At 41.8% G+C, this 16,519-nt stretch carries 11 protein-coding genes; 3 read left to right on the top strand and 8 right to left on the bottom strand.

The features are described from left to right. The 3 genes from EP57_RS03345 to EP57_RS03355 all read right to left on the bottom strand — a co-directional run. The coding region (locus EP57_RS03345) for an Ig-like domain-containing protein (protein WP_036084246.1) at positions 1-1,833 on the bottom strand (1,833 nt) is incomplete at its 3' end. Positions 1,834-2,045: 212 nt separating this feature from the next. Further along, positions 2,046-2,744 (bottom strand): Crp/Fnr family transcriptional regulator, encoded by a 699-nt coding sequence (locus tag EP57_RS03350; RefSeq protein WP_036084248.1) that lies wholly within the window; start codon positions 2,742-2,744, stop codon positions 2,046-2,048. A 136-nt stretch (positions 2,745-2,880) separates the two neighbouring features. Continuing rightward, complete coding sequence (locus EP57_RS03355; RefSeq protein WP_036084249.1) at positions 2,881-3,540, bottom strand: Crp/Fnr family transcriptional regulator; 660 nt, start codon at positions 3,538-3,540, stop codon at positions 2,881-2,883. A gap of 353 nt (positions 3,541-3,893) precedes the next feature. Between EP57_RS03355 and EP57_RS03360 the strand changes: the two genes are divergently transcribed. After that, positions 3,894-4,595 carry a helix-turn-helix domain-containing protein gene (locus tag EP57_RS03360; protein ID WP_036084250.1) on the top strand — a complete coding sequence of 234 codons (702 nt, stop codon included), beginning with the start codon at positions 3,894-3,896 and terminating at the stop codon, positions 4,593-4,595. A 161-nt stretch (positions 4,596-4,756) separates the two neighbouring features. Next, on the top strand, positions 4,757-5,449 hold the full coding sequence (locus EP57_RS03365) for a LytTR family DNA-binding domain-containing protein (protein ID WP_036084251.1): 693 nt from the start codon (positions 4,757-4,759) through the stop codon (positions 5,447-5,449). 259 nt (positions 5,450-5,708) lie between these two features. On the opposite strand, the gene EP57_RS03370 is transcribed toward EP57_RS03365, so the two are convergent. Continuing rightward, positions 5,709-7,061: an MATE family efflux transporter gene (locus EP57_RS03370; protein ID WP_036084253.1), complete on the bottom strand. Its 1,353-nt coding sequence runs from the start codon at positions 7,059-7,061 to the stop codon at positions 5,709-5,711. Then, on the bottom strand, positions 7,045-7,506 hold the full coding sequence (locus EP57_RS03375; protein WP_036084254.1) for a MarR family winged helix-turn-helix transcriptional regulator: 462 nt from the start codon (positions 7,504-7,506) through the stop codon (positions 7,045-7,047). The genes EP57_RS03370 and EP57_RS03375 overlap by 17 nt, the downstream gene beginning before the upstream one ends. A 138-nt stretch (positions 7,507-7,644) precedes the next feature. Here EP57_RS03375 and EP57_RS03380 point away from each other — a divergent pair, with 138 nt between their 5' ends. Beyond that, entirely contained in the window at positions 7,645-8,517 is an 873-nt protein-coding gene (locus tag EP57_RS03380) for a helix-turn-helix domain-containing protein (RefSeq protein ID WP_036084256.1), read from the top strand. Positions 8,518-8,808: 291 nt separating this feature from the next. Here EP57_RS03380 and EP57_RS03385 read toward each other — a convergent pair whose 3' ends face one another. The 3 genes from EP57_RS03385 to EP57_RS03395 all read right to left on the bottom strand — a co-directional run bounded on the left by EP57_RS03385 (position 8,809) and on the right by EP57_RS03395 (position 16,519). Continuing rightward, a complete protein-coding gene (locus EP57_RS03385) occupies positions 8,809-14,832 on the bottom strand; it encodes a SpaA isopeptide-forming pilin-related protein (protein ID WP_052167527.1) in 6,024 nt (2,007 codons plus the stop codon). A gap of 116 nt (positions 14,833-14,948) precedes the next feature. Beyond that, positions 14,949-15,341: a DUF1398 domain-containing protein gene (locus EP57_RS03390; RefSeq protein WP_036084258.1), complete on the bottom strand. Its 393-nt coding sequence runs from the start codon at positions 15,339-15,341 to the stop codon at positions 14,949-14,951. 11 nt (positions 15,342-15,352) lie between these two features. Continuing rightward, complete coding sequence (locus tag EP57_RS03395; protein ID WP_036084259.1) at positions 15,353-16,519, bottom strand: DHHW family protein; 1,167 nt, start codon at positions 16,517-16,519, stop codon at positions 15,353-15,355.

Consider the following 16,519-nt stretch of genomic DNA (forward strand, 5'->3'; position numbering starts at 1 on the left):
CACTGCGTTGACAGTTGGTGCAGATGGTACTGCGTCATCTTGTACAATCGTAGTGACAGAGCCACTTGTTACGCCTGCTTTTGTTTGTTCTACCGATACGCTTGTGCCGGCTGCTAGTTTAGGAACCGTTACTTCGTATGTTCCGTCTGTTTGAACTGTACCTGTGTAAGTCATGTTGTTTGCTTTCACTGTGACTGTTGCGCCTGCGACACCTGTTCCTGTTACTTTAGTATCTTGGTTGGATACGCGGTTAACCGTTGGGTTTGCTAATGTGTCTGCTTGAACGGTTACTGTTGTTGCTGCGCCTTTGTTGCCAGCTTCGTCTGTGAGGGAAACTTCGATGTGTGCACCGATGGCTTGTTTTGACATGGTGATGCTGAATGCGCCTTCGCTGTTTGTACGACCTTCGATGATACCGCCTGATGGTAGTTTCACGGCTACGTCACAGTTTGCTTCGCCTGTTCCTGAGATGACTGTGTCTGTGTCTTTGACTGCATTTACGCTTGGTGCGTCTGGTGCGATGACGTCTAGGACTGTTTTAGTTGCTTTTGGACTGATTGTACCTGTGCTATCTTGAGCAACAGCTTCTACGGTTGCGCCTGCATCTGGCGTGTCAATGTTAATAGAAAATTCACCAAGAACGTCTACTGTACCGCTGTAAGAAATGTTGCTTGGTTTTACTTTAACTGTGATGGTGTTACCTGGGTCACCTGTTCCTGTTACTCGTGTGGATGTGTTCGTTACGTTGTCTAAGACTGGTGTATTTGGCCCTTCATAGGATACAGTTTCAGTAGCTTTCGCGCTAGATACGCTGTTTAATACGGATGTTGCTTCTACTACTGCATTTGCTGCTTGTTTTGGAATCGTTACGCTCCACGTGCCGTCTGAAGTGACTGTTGTTGGGTATTCGATGCCGTTTGCTTTGAATGTTAGTGTAGAACCTGCTTCACCTGTTCCAGATGCTGTCGTGCTTTTAGTTGTTAATGGGTTTATGGTTGGTGCCGCAATTGGTGCTTGTGTTACAGTTTGATTTGCAGATGAAGATAGCGTACCAGACATCACGGTCGCTGTAATTGTTGAACCATAGGCTTGCTCTGGAATAGTTACACTATAGTCTCCATTTGAATTCACTTTACCAGAGCCAATTTGTACGTCACCATTTTTTATAAGCACTGCTCCATTTGGTTCTCCCTTACCTGACACAGTTGTTGTATTTGTAGAAATATCACTTATCGTCGTTTGGTCAAGAACTGATGTATCGACTACTTTTACATTTGAAAATTTAAAAATTCCATTAGCCTCAGTGTGAGGTGTCGATTGAAAACTAACAACAGTCTTAACACCTGTTGCAGTTGTATTAAGAGTAATATTTTGCGTGCCAGTGAAATAACGCCAATCACCTGATATTGAGCCTACAGTCGACGCTGTAGCCCCCAAAAATATCGCGTACTGTGCATTTGAAACATTTGTTGCAGTAACTGTTAAACGATACGTGTGCCCTGGAATAGTATCTATTTTTTGAGATAAATAACCAGCACTGGAAGCAGTTGAGTTTATTGTAACTGACCCATCCCCATTTGGAGTAACCGATGAAGTTCCAGATTTTTCAAAACCCCAATAGGCTAAATCAGTAAACGCTGCGTTCTTCACTAAATTTTGTGTGGCTGTTAATCCACTCTTCAATTTCGTCTCTGCTTGATTCCCAACTGACGTACTACCATCATTCTCCGCCGCCATGCTCTTCGCTGGCATTGTTGTAATTAGCGAACTTGCTACTACATTCGCCGCGACTACTGCCATTGCAACTTTTTTCATTGTTTGATTCTTACTCATTATTTATTGTCTCCTCTTTATATAATCTTGTCATTTTCTCATGAATTAATTGACGATTGTCTCCTCTTGATATAATCTTGTCATTTTCTCATGAATTAATTGACGTTGGAATTGTTCGATTGTTTCTAACTCCCTTCAGCTATGGTTTCATTCCATTGCGTTTAGCTTGAATTCATGAACACCGACTCCTTTTTGCTTTTCTTAGTATGGGTCTACTTTAGTAATCCTGCTAATATGCTGTTTTCTTGTATTACTGCTTTATTCATTACTAATTGATGGGATATCGGTTCTAAAAATCCTTCTTGCGTTAATTGCTTGCAAATATAGTACATCGTTGTCATTGTTATATTTAAATAATTAGCAATTATTTTTTTAGTTAAACTTTTCGGTAATATTAAATGCTGTGAATCTTCTTTGCCGTATCGTTTTGCTAGTTGAATCATGTTTGCCATGATGCGTTCTTTTGTTTCAGCCATTTGGTAAACGTTTCGTTGGATTAAATATTCGTTATTTGTTTTCATCTCATTGTATAGATAGAAGACGCCTTCTTGAGTGGACATTAGTTTGCGCATGACGTCTTCTTTGGTGAAGCGCCATACTTCTGCATGGGCTAGTGCTTGGACGGTGAAGAACGATGGTTCATTGCCGAGAATGCTGTCAACGCCAATGAATTCGTTTTGTTTTGTGAAACTAATGACGTGTCCTTTTCTCCAATTACTGAAAAGTCCGCTTTTTACGATATATATATATTCATGTATTTGGTTTTCATCGAACAAGATATCCCGTTTGTTTAATAGTAGTGTTGTACTTGGAATCGGATAGATTTCTTTATCTAATAGTAAATTGATTAATTGGTTAGTATTGAATGTTTCTTCCATGACTTCTTTATCGAATAACTGCATATAAGACATTGTGCTAACTCCTTTCTTTGTGCTTTTCAAAACAGTGAACACTCTTTCGATATATTTATCTTAGCACCTTTTAAAATTCTTGTTTCGCAAATATGCTGACTTGTCGAATGTCTTTTCCGAACAATATGTGAACGCGTTATAAATTGGTGTTATTTTTCGTATAAATAATCATACCGTGGGGTTCGTCGTGTAGAATTCCTTGTGCTACGAGTCGTTTGCAGATGGAAGCGACAGTGGCGTAGCTTAGTTGTAAGTAGTTGGCGAGCATTTTTTTTGAGAAATACATGGTCATGTAAATCGCATCGTTTTTTTCTTCGCCATACAGAAATGCTAAATGTAATAATGCTTGTAATGTTTTATCGTAGTTGCTTGTTCTTGTGGTTAGTCTTTTTTTTAGGATGGCTGTGTGGTTGCTCAGTAATTTATTTAATTTCAGGATACCTTCTGGTTGTGCTTTTAATTTTTGAATGACTTCGTGGGTTGGGATTTTGTAAATGGTTGTTTTGGTTAGGGAGATGATGCTAGATGCGGCTATTTGATTGTGAAACATGGTGTCTAGTCCGAGGCACTCCTCTGTACCTAGAAAATGAAGAACGACTTGATTTTTCGTTTCAATGACTACGCCTGAGACCACGATATAGATGGCATCTGTGGTTTGTGTTTCTTTTATTATCGTTTTGTTTGCGTCAAAGTATAGTTTATCGTAGGAGATGGAATAGCTTGGATCATTTAATAAGTACTCTCTAAATTCACGATTAATACAATTATTTTCAAGTTCACATGGGTTTAATAACATCTTGCTCTCCTCCTTGTTACTATTGCTCTTTCGAATAACAACAGTATACTATGATTTATTTTTTCTTGATTTTTAGAAAATAGGCTAACCAAAATACATATATAACATTTATAAATCTTATAATCGTTTTTTCTTGATTTATGAGAACAAGGATAGGGCAAAAACGGCTAAAATAGGCTTTATTTGAACATTTATTGAACATTTATAATAACGTTAATTCTTTTTTTAATATCTAAAATAAACAGATTTCGTTGTAAATAGTGTACTAGTTCACTATTTTGGCGTTTAAGAAATGGGGTATAGAAAATAATAGGAGAACTATAAATTCATTTGGAAGAAAGGATGTATAAAATATGTATCGTGATGGTGAACTAGCAACTTTCGCTTCATTTTCTAATATTATGAAGTTGCTAAAGAAAGATCCGCAATTTAATCAATACTGCACACAGCATAGAATACCAAAGGGGACTGTACAAGTAGTCGATAATCGGAAGAACGCTTATTTATTGGAGAATGGCTACTTAAGTTACACGTATACTGGTAAAGTGGGGGCTGGTTATTTCTTTATTACGTGGCCAGGTTCATTTGCGGTATTGCCTATTTCGGAAAACCAAGTCCCTATGATAGGTGAAATGCGCGCTTTAACAGATTTGATTTGGTGGAAAATTGACATGAACTACTTACGAAAGATGCTTTTTATGGAGGACCCCAGGAACCATATTATGCTTTCTTTTGCTTTACAAACGCGGTACTATCTCTATTTGATAGTCAAAAAATATCATCTGTCATCTGTAGAACGTGTGTATTTTTCATTACTTCTTTGTACTGAATCAGGTATCCAAATCAAAAATAACCAGGCGGAGTTACCTTTATTTTTAAATTATGGGCTGCTTGCCGAGTTCTCGGAAACGTCGCAAAGTTATACGACTCGAGTTCTGGCTGATTTACGGGAAAAGGGTGTCTTGCAGTCTTCTAAGAAACCGTGGGTGATTACGGATGTGGCTTATTTGAGGAAATTAGTGAACATGGATGATGATTTCCGACCATTTATGTAGAAGAGATGAGGTTTGATTGCTTGGAATAGCAGTTCATGCCTCATTTTTTCGTGCATAAACCAAGAAAGCGTTCTCATTGAGCGCGAAAATGAATCTTTGTTGAACAATCCACGCTAGACTTGTTTCCTTTGCTATACTTGTATGGAGAGGATGTGGTTTTTATGCGGATTTTTATTGTGGAAGAGCAGTTAGTCCAAATAACGAAGGAAGTTATTGATGCGCATCAGTATCCTTTTGACATTCATCTGGTCACTGAACCGGCGGCGATTTTGCGGGATATTGGGGAGTTGCCTAATATTTATTTTCTAACGGCGGATTCGGCGGATGTTGCTTGGCAGATTAGGGAGTTGGATGTGCACGGGTATCTTATTTTTTTCACGGATTGTGCTGGTGCGCTGCATGATATTGTGGGGCAGTACATTGCGCCGACTGCGTATATTGTGAAGCAAGAGGAGATTTCGCGGAGCTGGGATGACATTGCTTTTGCGTTGCAGTCTGTTTTTTCTAGGGAGATGTTGCGCCAAAATACGAACTGTTTTGTTTTTGATAATGAAAATCGAGTCGCGTATGAGGATATTCTGTATTTCGAGACGATTCCGCGTACGAGGAAGGTCATGCTGCACACTCGTAATGGCACGTATATTATCGCGGATTTTTTGAAAAATATTAAAGCTGGATTGGCGAGCCACGCCGAGTTTTCAGGGGTCAATTCGTATTTAATTAATCTAAATAACGTCACCCGCATCGACCGGAAAAATGGGATTATCGCGTTTAAGGGCGACGCTCAGATTCATGCTGGACGCCGCGTTATTAGTACGGTTTACAAGGATTTTCAATCGCAATTTCTGCACTAAAAAAGCCCCGCAGTAATGCACGGAGCTGAGCTGTAGAAAAATCGCACTACACGATATCCCACCAAACCTCAGCGGGTCGACAAATGCTTAGCTGCTAGGCAAAAGTGAGTACCAGCGCGGAGCGTACTAGAGTACATTGACTGAAAACAGGGAGAGAGTCGTATCCTCGACCATGTGAGAAGTTATGCGTAGCGCAGCGTAGAAGAGCACTGGAACGGAACTTTTAACGACGCAGATGAGCGTTTGTCGACACGCTGAGCTAGACCATTTCTGGATTTTTGAACAAACCGCGCCAAGTTCGCAACATAATGATGAGGCAAACGGTGAATGCTCCGACATCTGCGAGTGGGAAGGCATACCAAACGCCGTCCAAGCCCCAGAAATTCGGCAAAATGAGTAGTAATGGGACTAAGCAAATAATCTGGCGCATCAGGGAGATCACGAAGGAAATCCGAGCGCGACCTAGTGCTTGATACAAGCCCCCGCATACTATTTGGAAGCCAATTGTTGGTGCTGCGAGTAAGACAACTTGTACGGCATGTGCGCCGTCTCTTAGCAAAGCTTTGTCTTCTGTAAAGACGCTGACTAATAAGTCTGGGAACAGCTCTACTACGACAAATGCTATGATGGACATCGCTGTTGCCGCGATAATCGATAATTTGACTGCTTTAATCACACGTTTGTATTCTCGGGAACCGTAGTTAAAGCCAACAATCGGCTGCATTCCTTGGGTGACTCCGTTTATCGGCATAATCATGAAAGATGCAATTCGGTTCGCAACGCCATACGCCGCAATCGCCATTGTACCGCCATGAATATTAAGCATCCAGTTCACGGCAATCGATACGATACTCCCCGCCGACATCATGATAAATGACGGGAATCCAATCGCCACAATGCTTCCCGACAATTTCCAATCGATATGAAAACGGAAGCCGCGAAGTGTGAGCGAACTTTTTCCGGATAGGAAGTAAATAAGTAGCCATGCCGCGCCAACTGCTTGAGCAATCAATGTCGCAAAAGCGGAGCCGCGAATGCCCCAATCAAGACCCATAATGAAAATCGGATTTAAAATCATGTTTAAAACTGCTGAAATAATCATGGTCAGCATTGCAATTTTGGCATTACCTTCGGAACGAACAATGTTGTTCATCGCCATCCCGAACGTTTGGAAAACCGAGCCCAGCAGTAGAATTTGCAGGAAATCCTTCGCGTACTGGTGGATTTCTGGTGTCGCGCCGAACATTGTGATGAGCGGATCTAGGTAAACAAATGTCACGAGGGCGAGCAACAAGCTGGAAATTACCACAAGCCAAATTACTTGGTGGTACACTTTGTTGGCCCGTTCTTGGTCTCCGGCACCTAGGGCCCGCGAAATAATCGAGGCCCCACCAATTCCGAACATTGCTGCCATGGCCATCATAATCATCTGTACTGGAAACGCGATAGAAAGTGCCGCAACGCCTAGTGAACCAACGCCCCGCGCCACGAAAATCGTATCGACAATGTTATACATTCCCATGACAAACATGCCGATAAAGGCAGGAACGGATAGCCGCCACATGAGCGAACCAATTTTGTCTTCTCCTAATCGCTTACTCTGTTCCTTCATCACCGCTCACCTCCTCTTGAAAATTTTGCGCGTTTTCAGCCATTCGTACTAATAAATGCACGAGCTGCTCGCGTTCTTCTTCTGTAAAACCGTCTGTCAAAATTCCCGACCAAGCTTTCATCGTTTCTTCAATGATTGGCTGTACTTCTTGGCCTTTTTCCGTTAAATAAATGAGATGTTTTCGCTTGTCGGTCTGGTCGACTTCGCGTCTGATCATTCCTAAGTCTTCTAACCGCTGGATGTGGCGCGCGACGTTTGCTTTGTCTACCATGAAACGCTTCACAATTGTGTCTTGCGATAAGCCGCCATGATGATATAACGTCGTGATATAGCGTAATTGCCCTACGCCCAAGCCGTATTCTTTTAACCGATTTAATTTAAATGTATTCCCACACCGATTCACAATGGACATCGATTTTGCGATAATTTCGTACCGACCTGCCATATTATTCCCTCTTTCTATGTAGCACATTAGTTGCGCTATCAACTTTACTCATTATAGCTAATATTAGCGATGCAATCAAATTTGACTTTCCAAACTGGATTTGCCACAATAATTATAGTAGAAAGTGAGGTCAAAACCATGCGCATCCAAAAACTGAAAGAACGCTATCCCGAACTTACATATTCTGAAAAACCGTTAAAACAAAACGCCACGCACTTATTTTTTTACGAGTCACCGTATTATTTTGCAATTCCGAAGAAAGCGCTAACTTCTGTGGAGCAAGATTTACTGCAAACCTTATTTCAAGCACCCGCTCCTGCCTTCAAAAACGAGCAGTTGCATGATTGGTATACCTTATTATTCACACAGGAAAATCTGGATTTAAAAGAGGAGAACACGAACTACCGCATCATCCAATTTCAAATTCAATCCGCCATCCCTCCTAAGAAAACATTGCAGGAATGGCAAAAAGCATTGGCTAGTTTCTTCGCACAAGATAGCGAACTGCTAATGCTTACAGATGATTATGGCGTCATTATCGAAAAAGTTGCGGGGTCATTGCTCGGCGAGGAGGAGTTAGACGCGATTTCAACAACGTTAGAAAGCGATTTTTACATGCGAGTACAGTTTTTTATGGGCTTATTTCATCCAAAGAACCTACTGTTACGTGATTTATTCGCCGAAGAACAGCATTTATTCCGCCAAAACACGAATCAACTCGTGCAAACCGTAGAATCCAATTGCCTGCCGATGATCGCAGCACATTTAACAGATAGTTTACTAGTACGCCAAATCGGGCTCATTTTTGAAAAAGACGACACGTGGGAGCCGTTAATTAAGGCGCTTTGGGCACAACAAGGCAACCTCAGCATGACTGCCAAAGCAATGTTTATGCACCGAAACACCATTCAATATCGTATCGATAAATTCCAAGAACTAACCAACTTGTCATTGCGCAAAACTGATGGTTTATTATTGGCGTACTTAAGTTGTCTTTTATTTGAAAGTTAGAACCACAACCTAAACAAAGCCGTAGACCGCCTTACCCAAAGACTATAGGTAAGACGTACATTCGGCGAAAGCGTTTGTATTTCAATCATCGCGGCGTTTCGGTTCGAATATGAACAAGCCCACAGCTAAAATAACAATTCCTATAATTAATAGATACATTTTCTAGCCCCTTTTCCAAAACAAATGCTAACAACTTTATTTTAATACCCTTTTTGAAAAAAAATATACATTCTGATAATGAATAAAACGCGATTCTAGCCTGAATTAGGTGTAGAATCGCGTTTTTATGTGTTATTTACGTTTTCGTAAGGTGATGTAAAGGCCTACGCTCAGTATAATTGTTCCGAGTAGTTGTAAGATGTCTTGTTGGCTATCGCCGGTCATTGGTAATGTTGCTTTTGCTTTGCCATCGCCAGTGATCGTTGTTCTTATAACTGTCGGCGATGTTTTATCAACTGTTGGTGGTGTAGGATCACCTTGATTAGTGTCGATTGGTAGTGCTTTGTTTTTGGCAGTGAGCGTTTGGATTGTTGGTTTTCCTGTTTGATTGGCTTGGATGGTGAATGGTAGTTGCTCGCTGTCGATTTGATAGTTTGGTGTTGCTTTGGTTTCTACGAAGGCGTATTTGCCTGGGCTTAGATTGGAAACAGTAATCTCGCCGGCACGGTTTGTCACCAGATTAGTTTTGATTGCTTTTCCGGTATTGTCGATGAGCTTGAACTGTGTGTTTTTTAGTTTCTTGGTTGGCTGGTTGGCATCGACTTTCGTGAGGAGTACTGTGCCTTTGTAGTTGATAAATTTGCCGAGATTTACGGTCGCTGGTTCGGTTTCGGTCGTTGGTGTGATTGCAAACTGGATCGTTTTCTTGTTTAAAATATAGCCTGATTTAGCTTTTGTTTCTTGTAAAGTGTATTTTCCTGGGGCTAAATGGCTTATTTGTAGTTTGCCGTTTTTGTCGGTCGTGTAGGTGCTTGTTTCTTTTGTTGTGGTGTTGGTTAGTTGGAATCCAACGCCTGATAATGGTTTGTTCTGCTCGCTTACTTTTGTTAGTTCTGCGCTACCTTGGTAATTGACGAAATCGCCTAATTCTATGGTGCCTGGGTGGTCGAGGAATTCTGAGGTGATTTCAAATGTGTGTGGTTTCATTGTTCGGATATAGCCAGCTGGTGCTTTTACTTCGCGAATTTCGTATTTTCCTGGGGCTAGTCCGCCGTAACCATAATCGCCTTTATCGTCTGCTTTTAATTCGTTGGTGAGCACTTGATTGACTTTTTTGCCGTCGATATTTGTTACTTTTGTGAGCGAGAAGACGGCGGTGTCCAGTTTTTTACCATCTGGGGCTGTTTTTTGGAAGCGAATGGCTGCTTGGTAATTTTCAAAATTGCCTTTGTCGATGATTTGGTTTGTGCCTCCGGAATTGGAGACTACGAAATAAATTGGGTTTTTATTAATGATGAACCCTTCTGGTGCTTTGGTTTCGACTAGTTTGTAATAACCGGGACCGATTTTGCCGTAGTCAATGTTTCCTGCGTCGTCTGAAATGACTTCTTTTATTGGGACTTCTTCGTCGGATTTATACAGATCAAATACGGCGCCGCTCAATGCTTTGGAATTGCCTATTTTGGTTAGTTTGACGATGCCTTTGAAGTTTTGATATTCGCCGAGGTCGAGTTGTTTTACTTTGCCTTGTTGCTTGCTTGCGATTGCGAAGTCGACTGGGAATTCATTCAAAATGTATGGCTGACCGTTGCTTTGTAGTGGTGCTTTGGTTTCTTTTAATGTGTAGTCACCTGGTGCTAATTGGTCGATGTTGATTTCGCCTGCGCTATTTGATGTATAGACACCAAGTGGTTGTTCGTTGGCATCGTATAGCGTGAATTCTGCGCCTTGTAATTTCTCTCCTTGTCCGTTGACTTTGGTGAGGAGAACGCTACCTTGATAGTTGATGGCGTTTGGCAACGTGATGACTTGTGGCTCTCCGCTTGCTTGTGTTGGGACAGTGAAAAATTTGGCTTCGGTGTTTACGATATAGTTTGCTGGTGCTTGTGTTTCGACTACTTTATATTTTCCTGGTGCTAAATTCGTAGCGGAGACTTTTCCTTGGCTGTCGCTTGTCACGGTTTGAACGAGTTGGTTTGTCAATGTTCTAATCTCGAATACGGCGCCGCTTAGTGACTGGTTGGTTGGATCTGTTTTTGTAAATGCCATGCTGCCTTTGTAGTTCACTTGGTTTTCAAGCGTTATTGGATCGACGCCACCGCTATGTTGGGACGCGATCGTAAATGTTCTTACTTGCGTATTTAAAATGTAACCTGTTGGCGCTTTGGTTTCTTGCATGGTGTACCGGCCCGGGGCTAGCCCTGTTAAACGAACCAAACCATCTGAGCCTGATGTGAGATTCGTGGTGATTGGCTGATTAACAATGTTTCCCGCTCCGTCTGCCACTCTCGTTACTTTGAAAACTGCTCCTGCTAGTCCTGTCATGCCGTCGCTGGCGACTTTCTGGAAGCCGATACCGCCTAAATAGTTAACAACTGGCCCGATGGATTGGTCAGCAATGGCGCCATTGACATCACGCGTGACGGTAAACTCGGTAGGTTTTGTATTTAAAATATAGCCGTTTGGTGCTTTCGTTTCTGTAAAACGGTAGGTTCCCTCATCTAGGCCTCGGACGATTAGCTTGCCGTCTTGATTCGTAGTGAAGGTTTCATTAGCGCGAATTGGTAGCCATGCGTTACCTACTTTTTGTTCTAATTTAAATGTGGCGTTCGCTAGTTTTTCGTTATCTGGGCCTACTTTGCTTAATTCGACTTTGGAGCGCTCGTTGACGATGTTTGTAAACGCAATCGGAGCTGAAGATTTGGCGTCAATCGTTACGGGTTTTCCTGCTAGCAATTCTGGTGGAATCGATACACCCGCTGGCGCTTGAACTTCTCGCAAAATATACGTACCGAATGGTAAATTACCGAACTCGATGCTACCGTTACTGTCTACTGTTCCTTCTCTTAGCTCTATCGTTTTGGCAGCGTTAAGCAGTTCGAACCTTGCACCTGTTAAGGCTGCTCCTGTTTCGTCTACTTTGTGAAGCGTAATATTTCCTTTTGTACCTATCGCGGTTCCGCCACCATTGGATACGTGCACATTGACTTCTTTTTTGTCCTCGCCTTTGATGGTTTCGATATTATCACCGACAACTGTTAAATCATTTGAAACGGTTCCTGTATTTCCTGTTAAAAACACCATGGAACGGTAGCTAAGTTCGTAGCTCGCTGTAATTTGATTTTTTAGTTTGACTTCTAAATGTTGCGAGCCAGTGACGTTATCGGTTGTCAAAACGACGTCGTATAGCGATTCATCTAAGGGAGCGCCACGTGTGATTTTTCCTGAGGCATCGATGGTTGTGGTGTAAACTATGATGGAGCTTTCATCTATCACTTGGTTTGTTGATGGATTATCGGACACGATCACATTGTTTAGCGTGGACTGGCTCGGATTAATCATGACATCCCAATTGACGTAGCCATCTTCGTCTTGAGCGCCTGTTTTTGTCGCGTAACTGCCGCCGTTAGCTACAGAAACTTTTCCGGTAATATTAGATGTTGGGAAGCCATCGTTTTCTACTTTGGCGACATTCGTGTAGCTGTCCGATGTATGAATCACCTCACCCGCGAGTGATGTCTGGTATTCGAAGATGATTTGTGTTCCCGGATCACTATTTGGAATTTTGATTGTCAACGTTTTATCGTTTGCGTCAGAAGGCTCTGTGACCGTTAAATCTGCCATTTCCCCTGCGCTAAGTTCCGCGCCTTTTGTATAGTTGCCGTTTGCATTCACTTGATAATAGAATGCTTTTAGGCTACCCGGCACATATTTTTGGTTGTCCGTCATTTTGTCCGTTATTTTGGCGTTGTTTAATACTTCTTTATTGTAGTTAGTGGCTAGTGTCCAAGTAATTAATTTGTTTGAGGCATTATACGAACCTGTTTTAAATCCGTTATTTTTAGAAGCAGTGCTAGGTCGAAATGTTGCGCTATCTCCTGGATTTTTATGCGTATTATCTGTTGTGCTAACCCAATCGGATGTGGCGTTATTTTTGAAAGAAGTGGCACTATCGGTCAACATATTTGTATCAAAATGTGTGCTGTAGCGGATTTGAAAGGTATCTCTTGTACTCTTAAGATCTCCAATGAAAGTAACATGTAGCTGATTTGTCACAGGGTCATACGAAAAAGTGTAATCTCTACCTTCTTGTAGCGGCATATCCACTGTAGTATCTTGAATTGTAAAACTAGGGCTGTTGTAGGTCAGACCTTTACTCAGAGTATCTGTAAATGTCCAATTTTCCATCTGATAATTGTTCTTATTCACATCGACAACCCATGCAATCGTTTTATCCGCATAGTTCGGATTTTCATGTTGCTTAATCAAACCTTGTTGTTGCGCCGTTCCTGACTCGCTGTCCGCATTACCACTACCATCGGAAACGCTGTTGTCATAAGTTATATCTTTGTCAATCACATCGTTGGCTTTGGTTGTGTAGTTAATATTGACTGCATAATCGACGTCTCCAATAAATTGGATGTCAAAACCTTTATCGTTTACCGCTGGAACAAGCGTGTAATCTTCTCCTGCAACCAGTGTCGCGCCTTCTTGAGCATTGCCGTTACTGTCAAATGTCACTTTTTTCAAAACAACACTATCACTTACTAACGACATGTTACCGCTAATGGCATCGTGTACTGTTGCTTGTGATTCTTTTATTTTAAATTCATTATGATTATATTCAATCATCCAATCAAATGTCTGATTTTCCGGATGATAATCTGGCTCGCCCTTCACAAGACCGGTCTTATAATTCGCCGTCACCGTTGCAACTGCTGGAATAGGCGCAATTTCATCCCCATCAAAAACGACGTTATTTTTAAATGTCACATCGCCGCCTTCATTGCCTGGTTTGGCATTTTCAGCAATCGTCGTTGTATATTCGATGCGGTAAGGCTGATCAATCGCGTTTAGAAAAACGACTTTGCCCGCAGCGTCTACCGTATAGTCACTCGTCGGAATCTCCGTCGCACTCTCTGCAATCACATTCCCATCAAAATCCACCTTAATCGCGTATACCTTCACGCCCGTAACTGCAAGCCCAGCTGGCAGATTTTCCGTCATCGTCGCGTTCGTCACATGGTCCATCTTCTTATTAACATCCACGTTCCAAATCACTTGATTCGGATTTGGCGTCTTATCAAAATGCCCTTCCTTACTTACCGAACTAGAAACAGATGGCTTAATTGTAACACCCACGCCCGGCACTTTGTCCACACCTGGCAAGGCAATCGTGATATCACCTGGTCCCGGAATATTCACCTCATTAAACGCCCCATCAAAATTAAAATCACCATGAATTTCCGACTCTTCATTCACTTTTTCATTAAACACGATTTTCACGACACCGTCCAAGCCTACCGTCACAGCAGCGTAAGCCTCTCCATCACTATTTTTTAAAGAGAAGTTCTGCTTCTGCAAAATTTTCGTAGTATTCGGTAACGTAAATGTGTAATAATCACCGTTTTCCATTTGCGCACGAACAGACTCCGGTAAATCAAATGTTAATTTAAAATTCACACGATCATCTACCGTCGGATTTGTCACAGCATTCCCATTCTCATCTTTATACGTCAACGCAAGCTCCGTCAAAAACGTATCATCAGCTCCAAAAAGCGTCGTGATGTCCACAGGCTCCCGTGCCGCTAGCGCCTTAACCGTGTTTGCTTTTTTCTCCTTCGTTGTCACGCTCTTATCCGCCGCATCTTTCGTCGTGTCTACAGGTTTTTCTACCACACTATCTTTCTCGTCGGGTGCCATCAATGTATAATCTCTCGTAATTTTCTCACCGTTCACATCAAAAACAAGCGATCCTTGCGGTGTTTTCGCATCTTTTAATGCCGCGTCAAGTTTTACAGTCAGATCATTCGCAACATTAGGTTTAATCGTCAATAATAATGTCTGATTTGCCGTTTCATATTGCCCAATCGTACGTTGCGCCTCATCTTTTAATTCTCCTTTTTGATCTAAGAAAGTAGCGTTAGCCGGTAAACCAATCGCAATTTCTTGTTCTGCATCAGCCGTTTCCACATGTCCTTTAAACGTTATATGGATAGCCTTAGCATCCAATTTTTCTTGATTTTCAACCACAATATCCGAAACACGCAATACATTCCCGTTTTCATCACCAGTTGTCACTGCATAAATCATTTGTGGTAAAAAGAGTTGCAAAACGATAGCCACCGCACACACAGCCGCAAAAATCCGTTTCATACCTCATTCCCCCTTATTCATTTCAATATCACATACGTAACTTAATACCCTATTAACCGATTTTAGTAACATAAATTACATAAAAAAAGAGCCCTATCTAGGACCCTCTCATGTACTTATTCATTTGGAATTGCCTCCGCTTTAAGAACCGCATCATTTCTATCTTTATACGTCACCAACATCCCGACTAAATCCGCATGCCAATAAGGAACACCAGCTTGACCCGCCAACGCGCAAAATTTCTCAAAATCAACTTTGCCAGCTTGGGCTTGTTTGATGGCATCGGTTATCGCGTCTACGGATGATTCTGCGGCGACTTCTTTTGGAATGCCGTTCAACTGTGCTTCCACTTTCGCGCCTTCCGCATCGTAAAACACGTACATTCCAGTTGCCACGATGTAATCATATTTTGTCACACCAGCGGCTTTAAATCCTTGCACGACTTTTGGAAAATCGCCTGCGTTTGCTTCACTTGTCGCGATTTGCATAATGGTTTCTTTTGTAAGCATTGTTTTTCCTCCTAATGGAACGTCGTCAACTGTGGTGTCGCATAAATCGAGTTATTATTGAAGAACAATAAGGTATCATCAATCTTGTATTTTTTCACGTAAGCTTGTAAGTCTAGATTCTTGTAGTAGCGCAAATCAAGTACATGCACATTCGCATAGTACGGCGCGATAAACTGAATAAAGGCGTTCGCATAAGAATCTTTAAAAATCAGCAAATTCTTCTTCGTCAGTGGATCTGGGGATGTGATATGCAACTCTGGGTAATCCGTGCCAATATAGGCGGTATAACGGTTGGCATACACGGCCGGGTCCGTTAATCTACTCATTACATAAAGCGAATCCCGCTGTTCCTGAATAACATCTAATTTATACGGCGCGCTTAAATTTTTCTGCGTCGCAACCATCACTTGATCCGACTTCGAAGCAAGCGCAGATGTTGTTTTTCGAGCATCCGAACCGTAAAACGGCAAGCCTTCCATTTTCCATGTCCAGTCGTCTTTTGTCAGCTGTTTTACGCCAGGATTCATATCTTTCGTTACTTTCTCGGAAGCTAAAAACGCAGCAGTCGCTTGCCAATGGTGATCGGTATAGAAAAACATGTTTGGCTTTTCTTTATTTTTATAAAGGATTTGTGAAACGTCAATATTTTGCACGTACGTATCGTCAATTAGCGGCATGAGGCGATTGTAGCCTTCGCGCCCGAAACTCGGATAGTACGTCGGAAACTTATCTTCAAAAACAGTCGATTTGTTCGGAACTACAACAAGACTTGTTTTTACATCTAATGTTTGTAATTCCTTACCAACATTGTTAATGCGTTTCGCAATTTTTTTGGCGTCGTCTTTTGTATAAGATTCCACTTTCGTTAGTAAATAACCATCTGGCGCCACATAAACATCCTTATACACATCTTGGCCCAGCGCCAACTCATTCACACGCATGTTCAGCTCCGTAAAAGCATCCCTTCGCGGAAACTGGTCATTAAAGAAGCTATCCCAAGCACGCATATAATCCCCACTGGCAACCGCCTCCGCGCTATACGTAGGTTCCTGCGCCAAATTCCGACTTTCTAAAATCGATACTTTATTATCTCCAGCCACGATATAGAAGAAAAACACTCCGAAAATAAAGAGCAGAAATCCCGCTGATAGCAATAAGTTAAATAGTTTTTTATTCAC

The sequence above is a fragment of the Listeria booriae genome (genome assembly GCF_000766865.1).
Lineage (GTDB): Bacteria > Bacillota > Bacilli > Lactobacillales > Listeriaceae > Listeria_A > Listeria_A booriae.

Excerpts from the sequence above, each read along its gene's own strand:
- EP57_RS03350 (WP_036084248.1), bottom strand. The coding sequence starts at position 2,744 with ATGTCTTATATGCAGTTATTCGATAAAGAAGTCATGGAAGAAACATTC.
- EP57_RS03355 (WP_036084249.1), bottom strand. The coding sequence starts at position 3,540 with ATGTTATTAAACCCATGTGAACTTGAAAATAATTGTATTAATCGTGAA.
- EP57_RS03360 (WP_036084250.1), top strand. The coding sequence starts at position 3,894 with ATGTATCGTGATGGTGAACTAGCAACTTTCGCTTCATTTTCTAATATT.
- EP57_RS03365 (WP_036084251.1), top strand. The coding sequence starts at position 4,757 with ATGCGGATTTTTATTGTGGAAGAGCAGTTAGTCCAAATAACGAAGGAA.
- EP57_RS03370 (WP_036084253.1), bottom strand. The coding sequence starts at position 7,061 with ATGAAGGAACAGAGTAAGCGATTAGGAGAAGACAAAATTGGTTCGCTC.
- EP57_RS03375 (WP_036084254.1), bottom strand. The coding sequence starts at position 7,506 with ATGGCAGGTCGGTACGAAATTATCGCAAAATCGATGTCCATTGTGAAT.
- EP57_RS03380 (WP_036084256.1), top strand. The coding sequence starts at position 7,645 with ATGCGCATCCAAAAACTGAAAGAACGCTATCCCGAACTTACATATTCT.
- EP57_RS03385 (WP_052167527.1), bottom strand. The coding sequence starts at position 14,832 with ATGAAACGGATTTTTGCGGCTGTGTGTGCGGTGGCTATCGTTTTGCAA.
- EP57_RS03390 (WP_036084258.1), bottom strand. The coding sequence starts at position 15,341 with ATGCTTACAAAAGAAACCATTATGCAAATCGCGACAAGTGAAGCAAAC.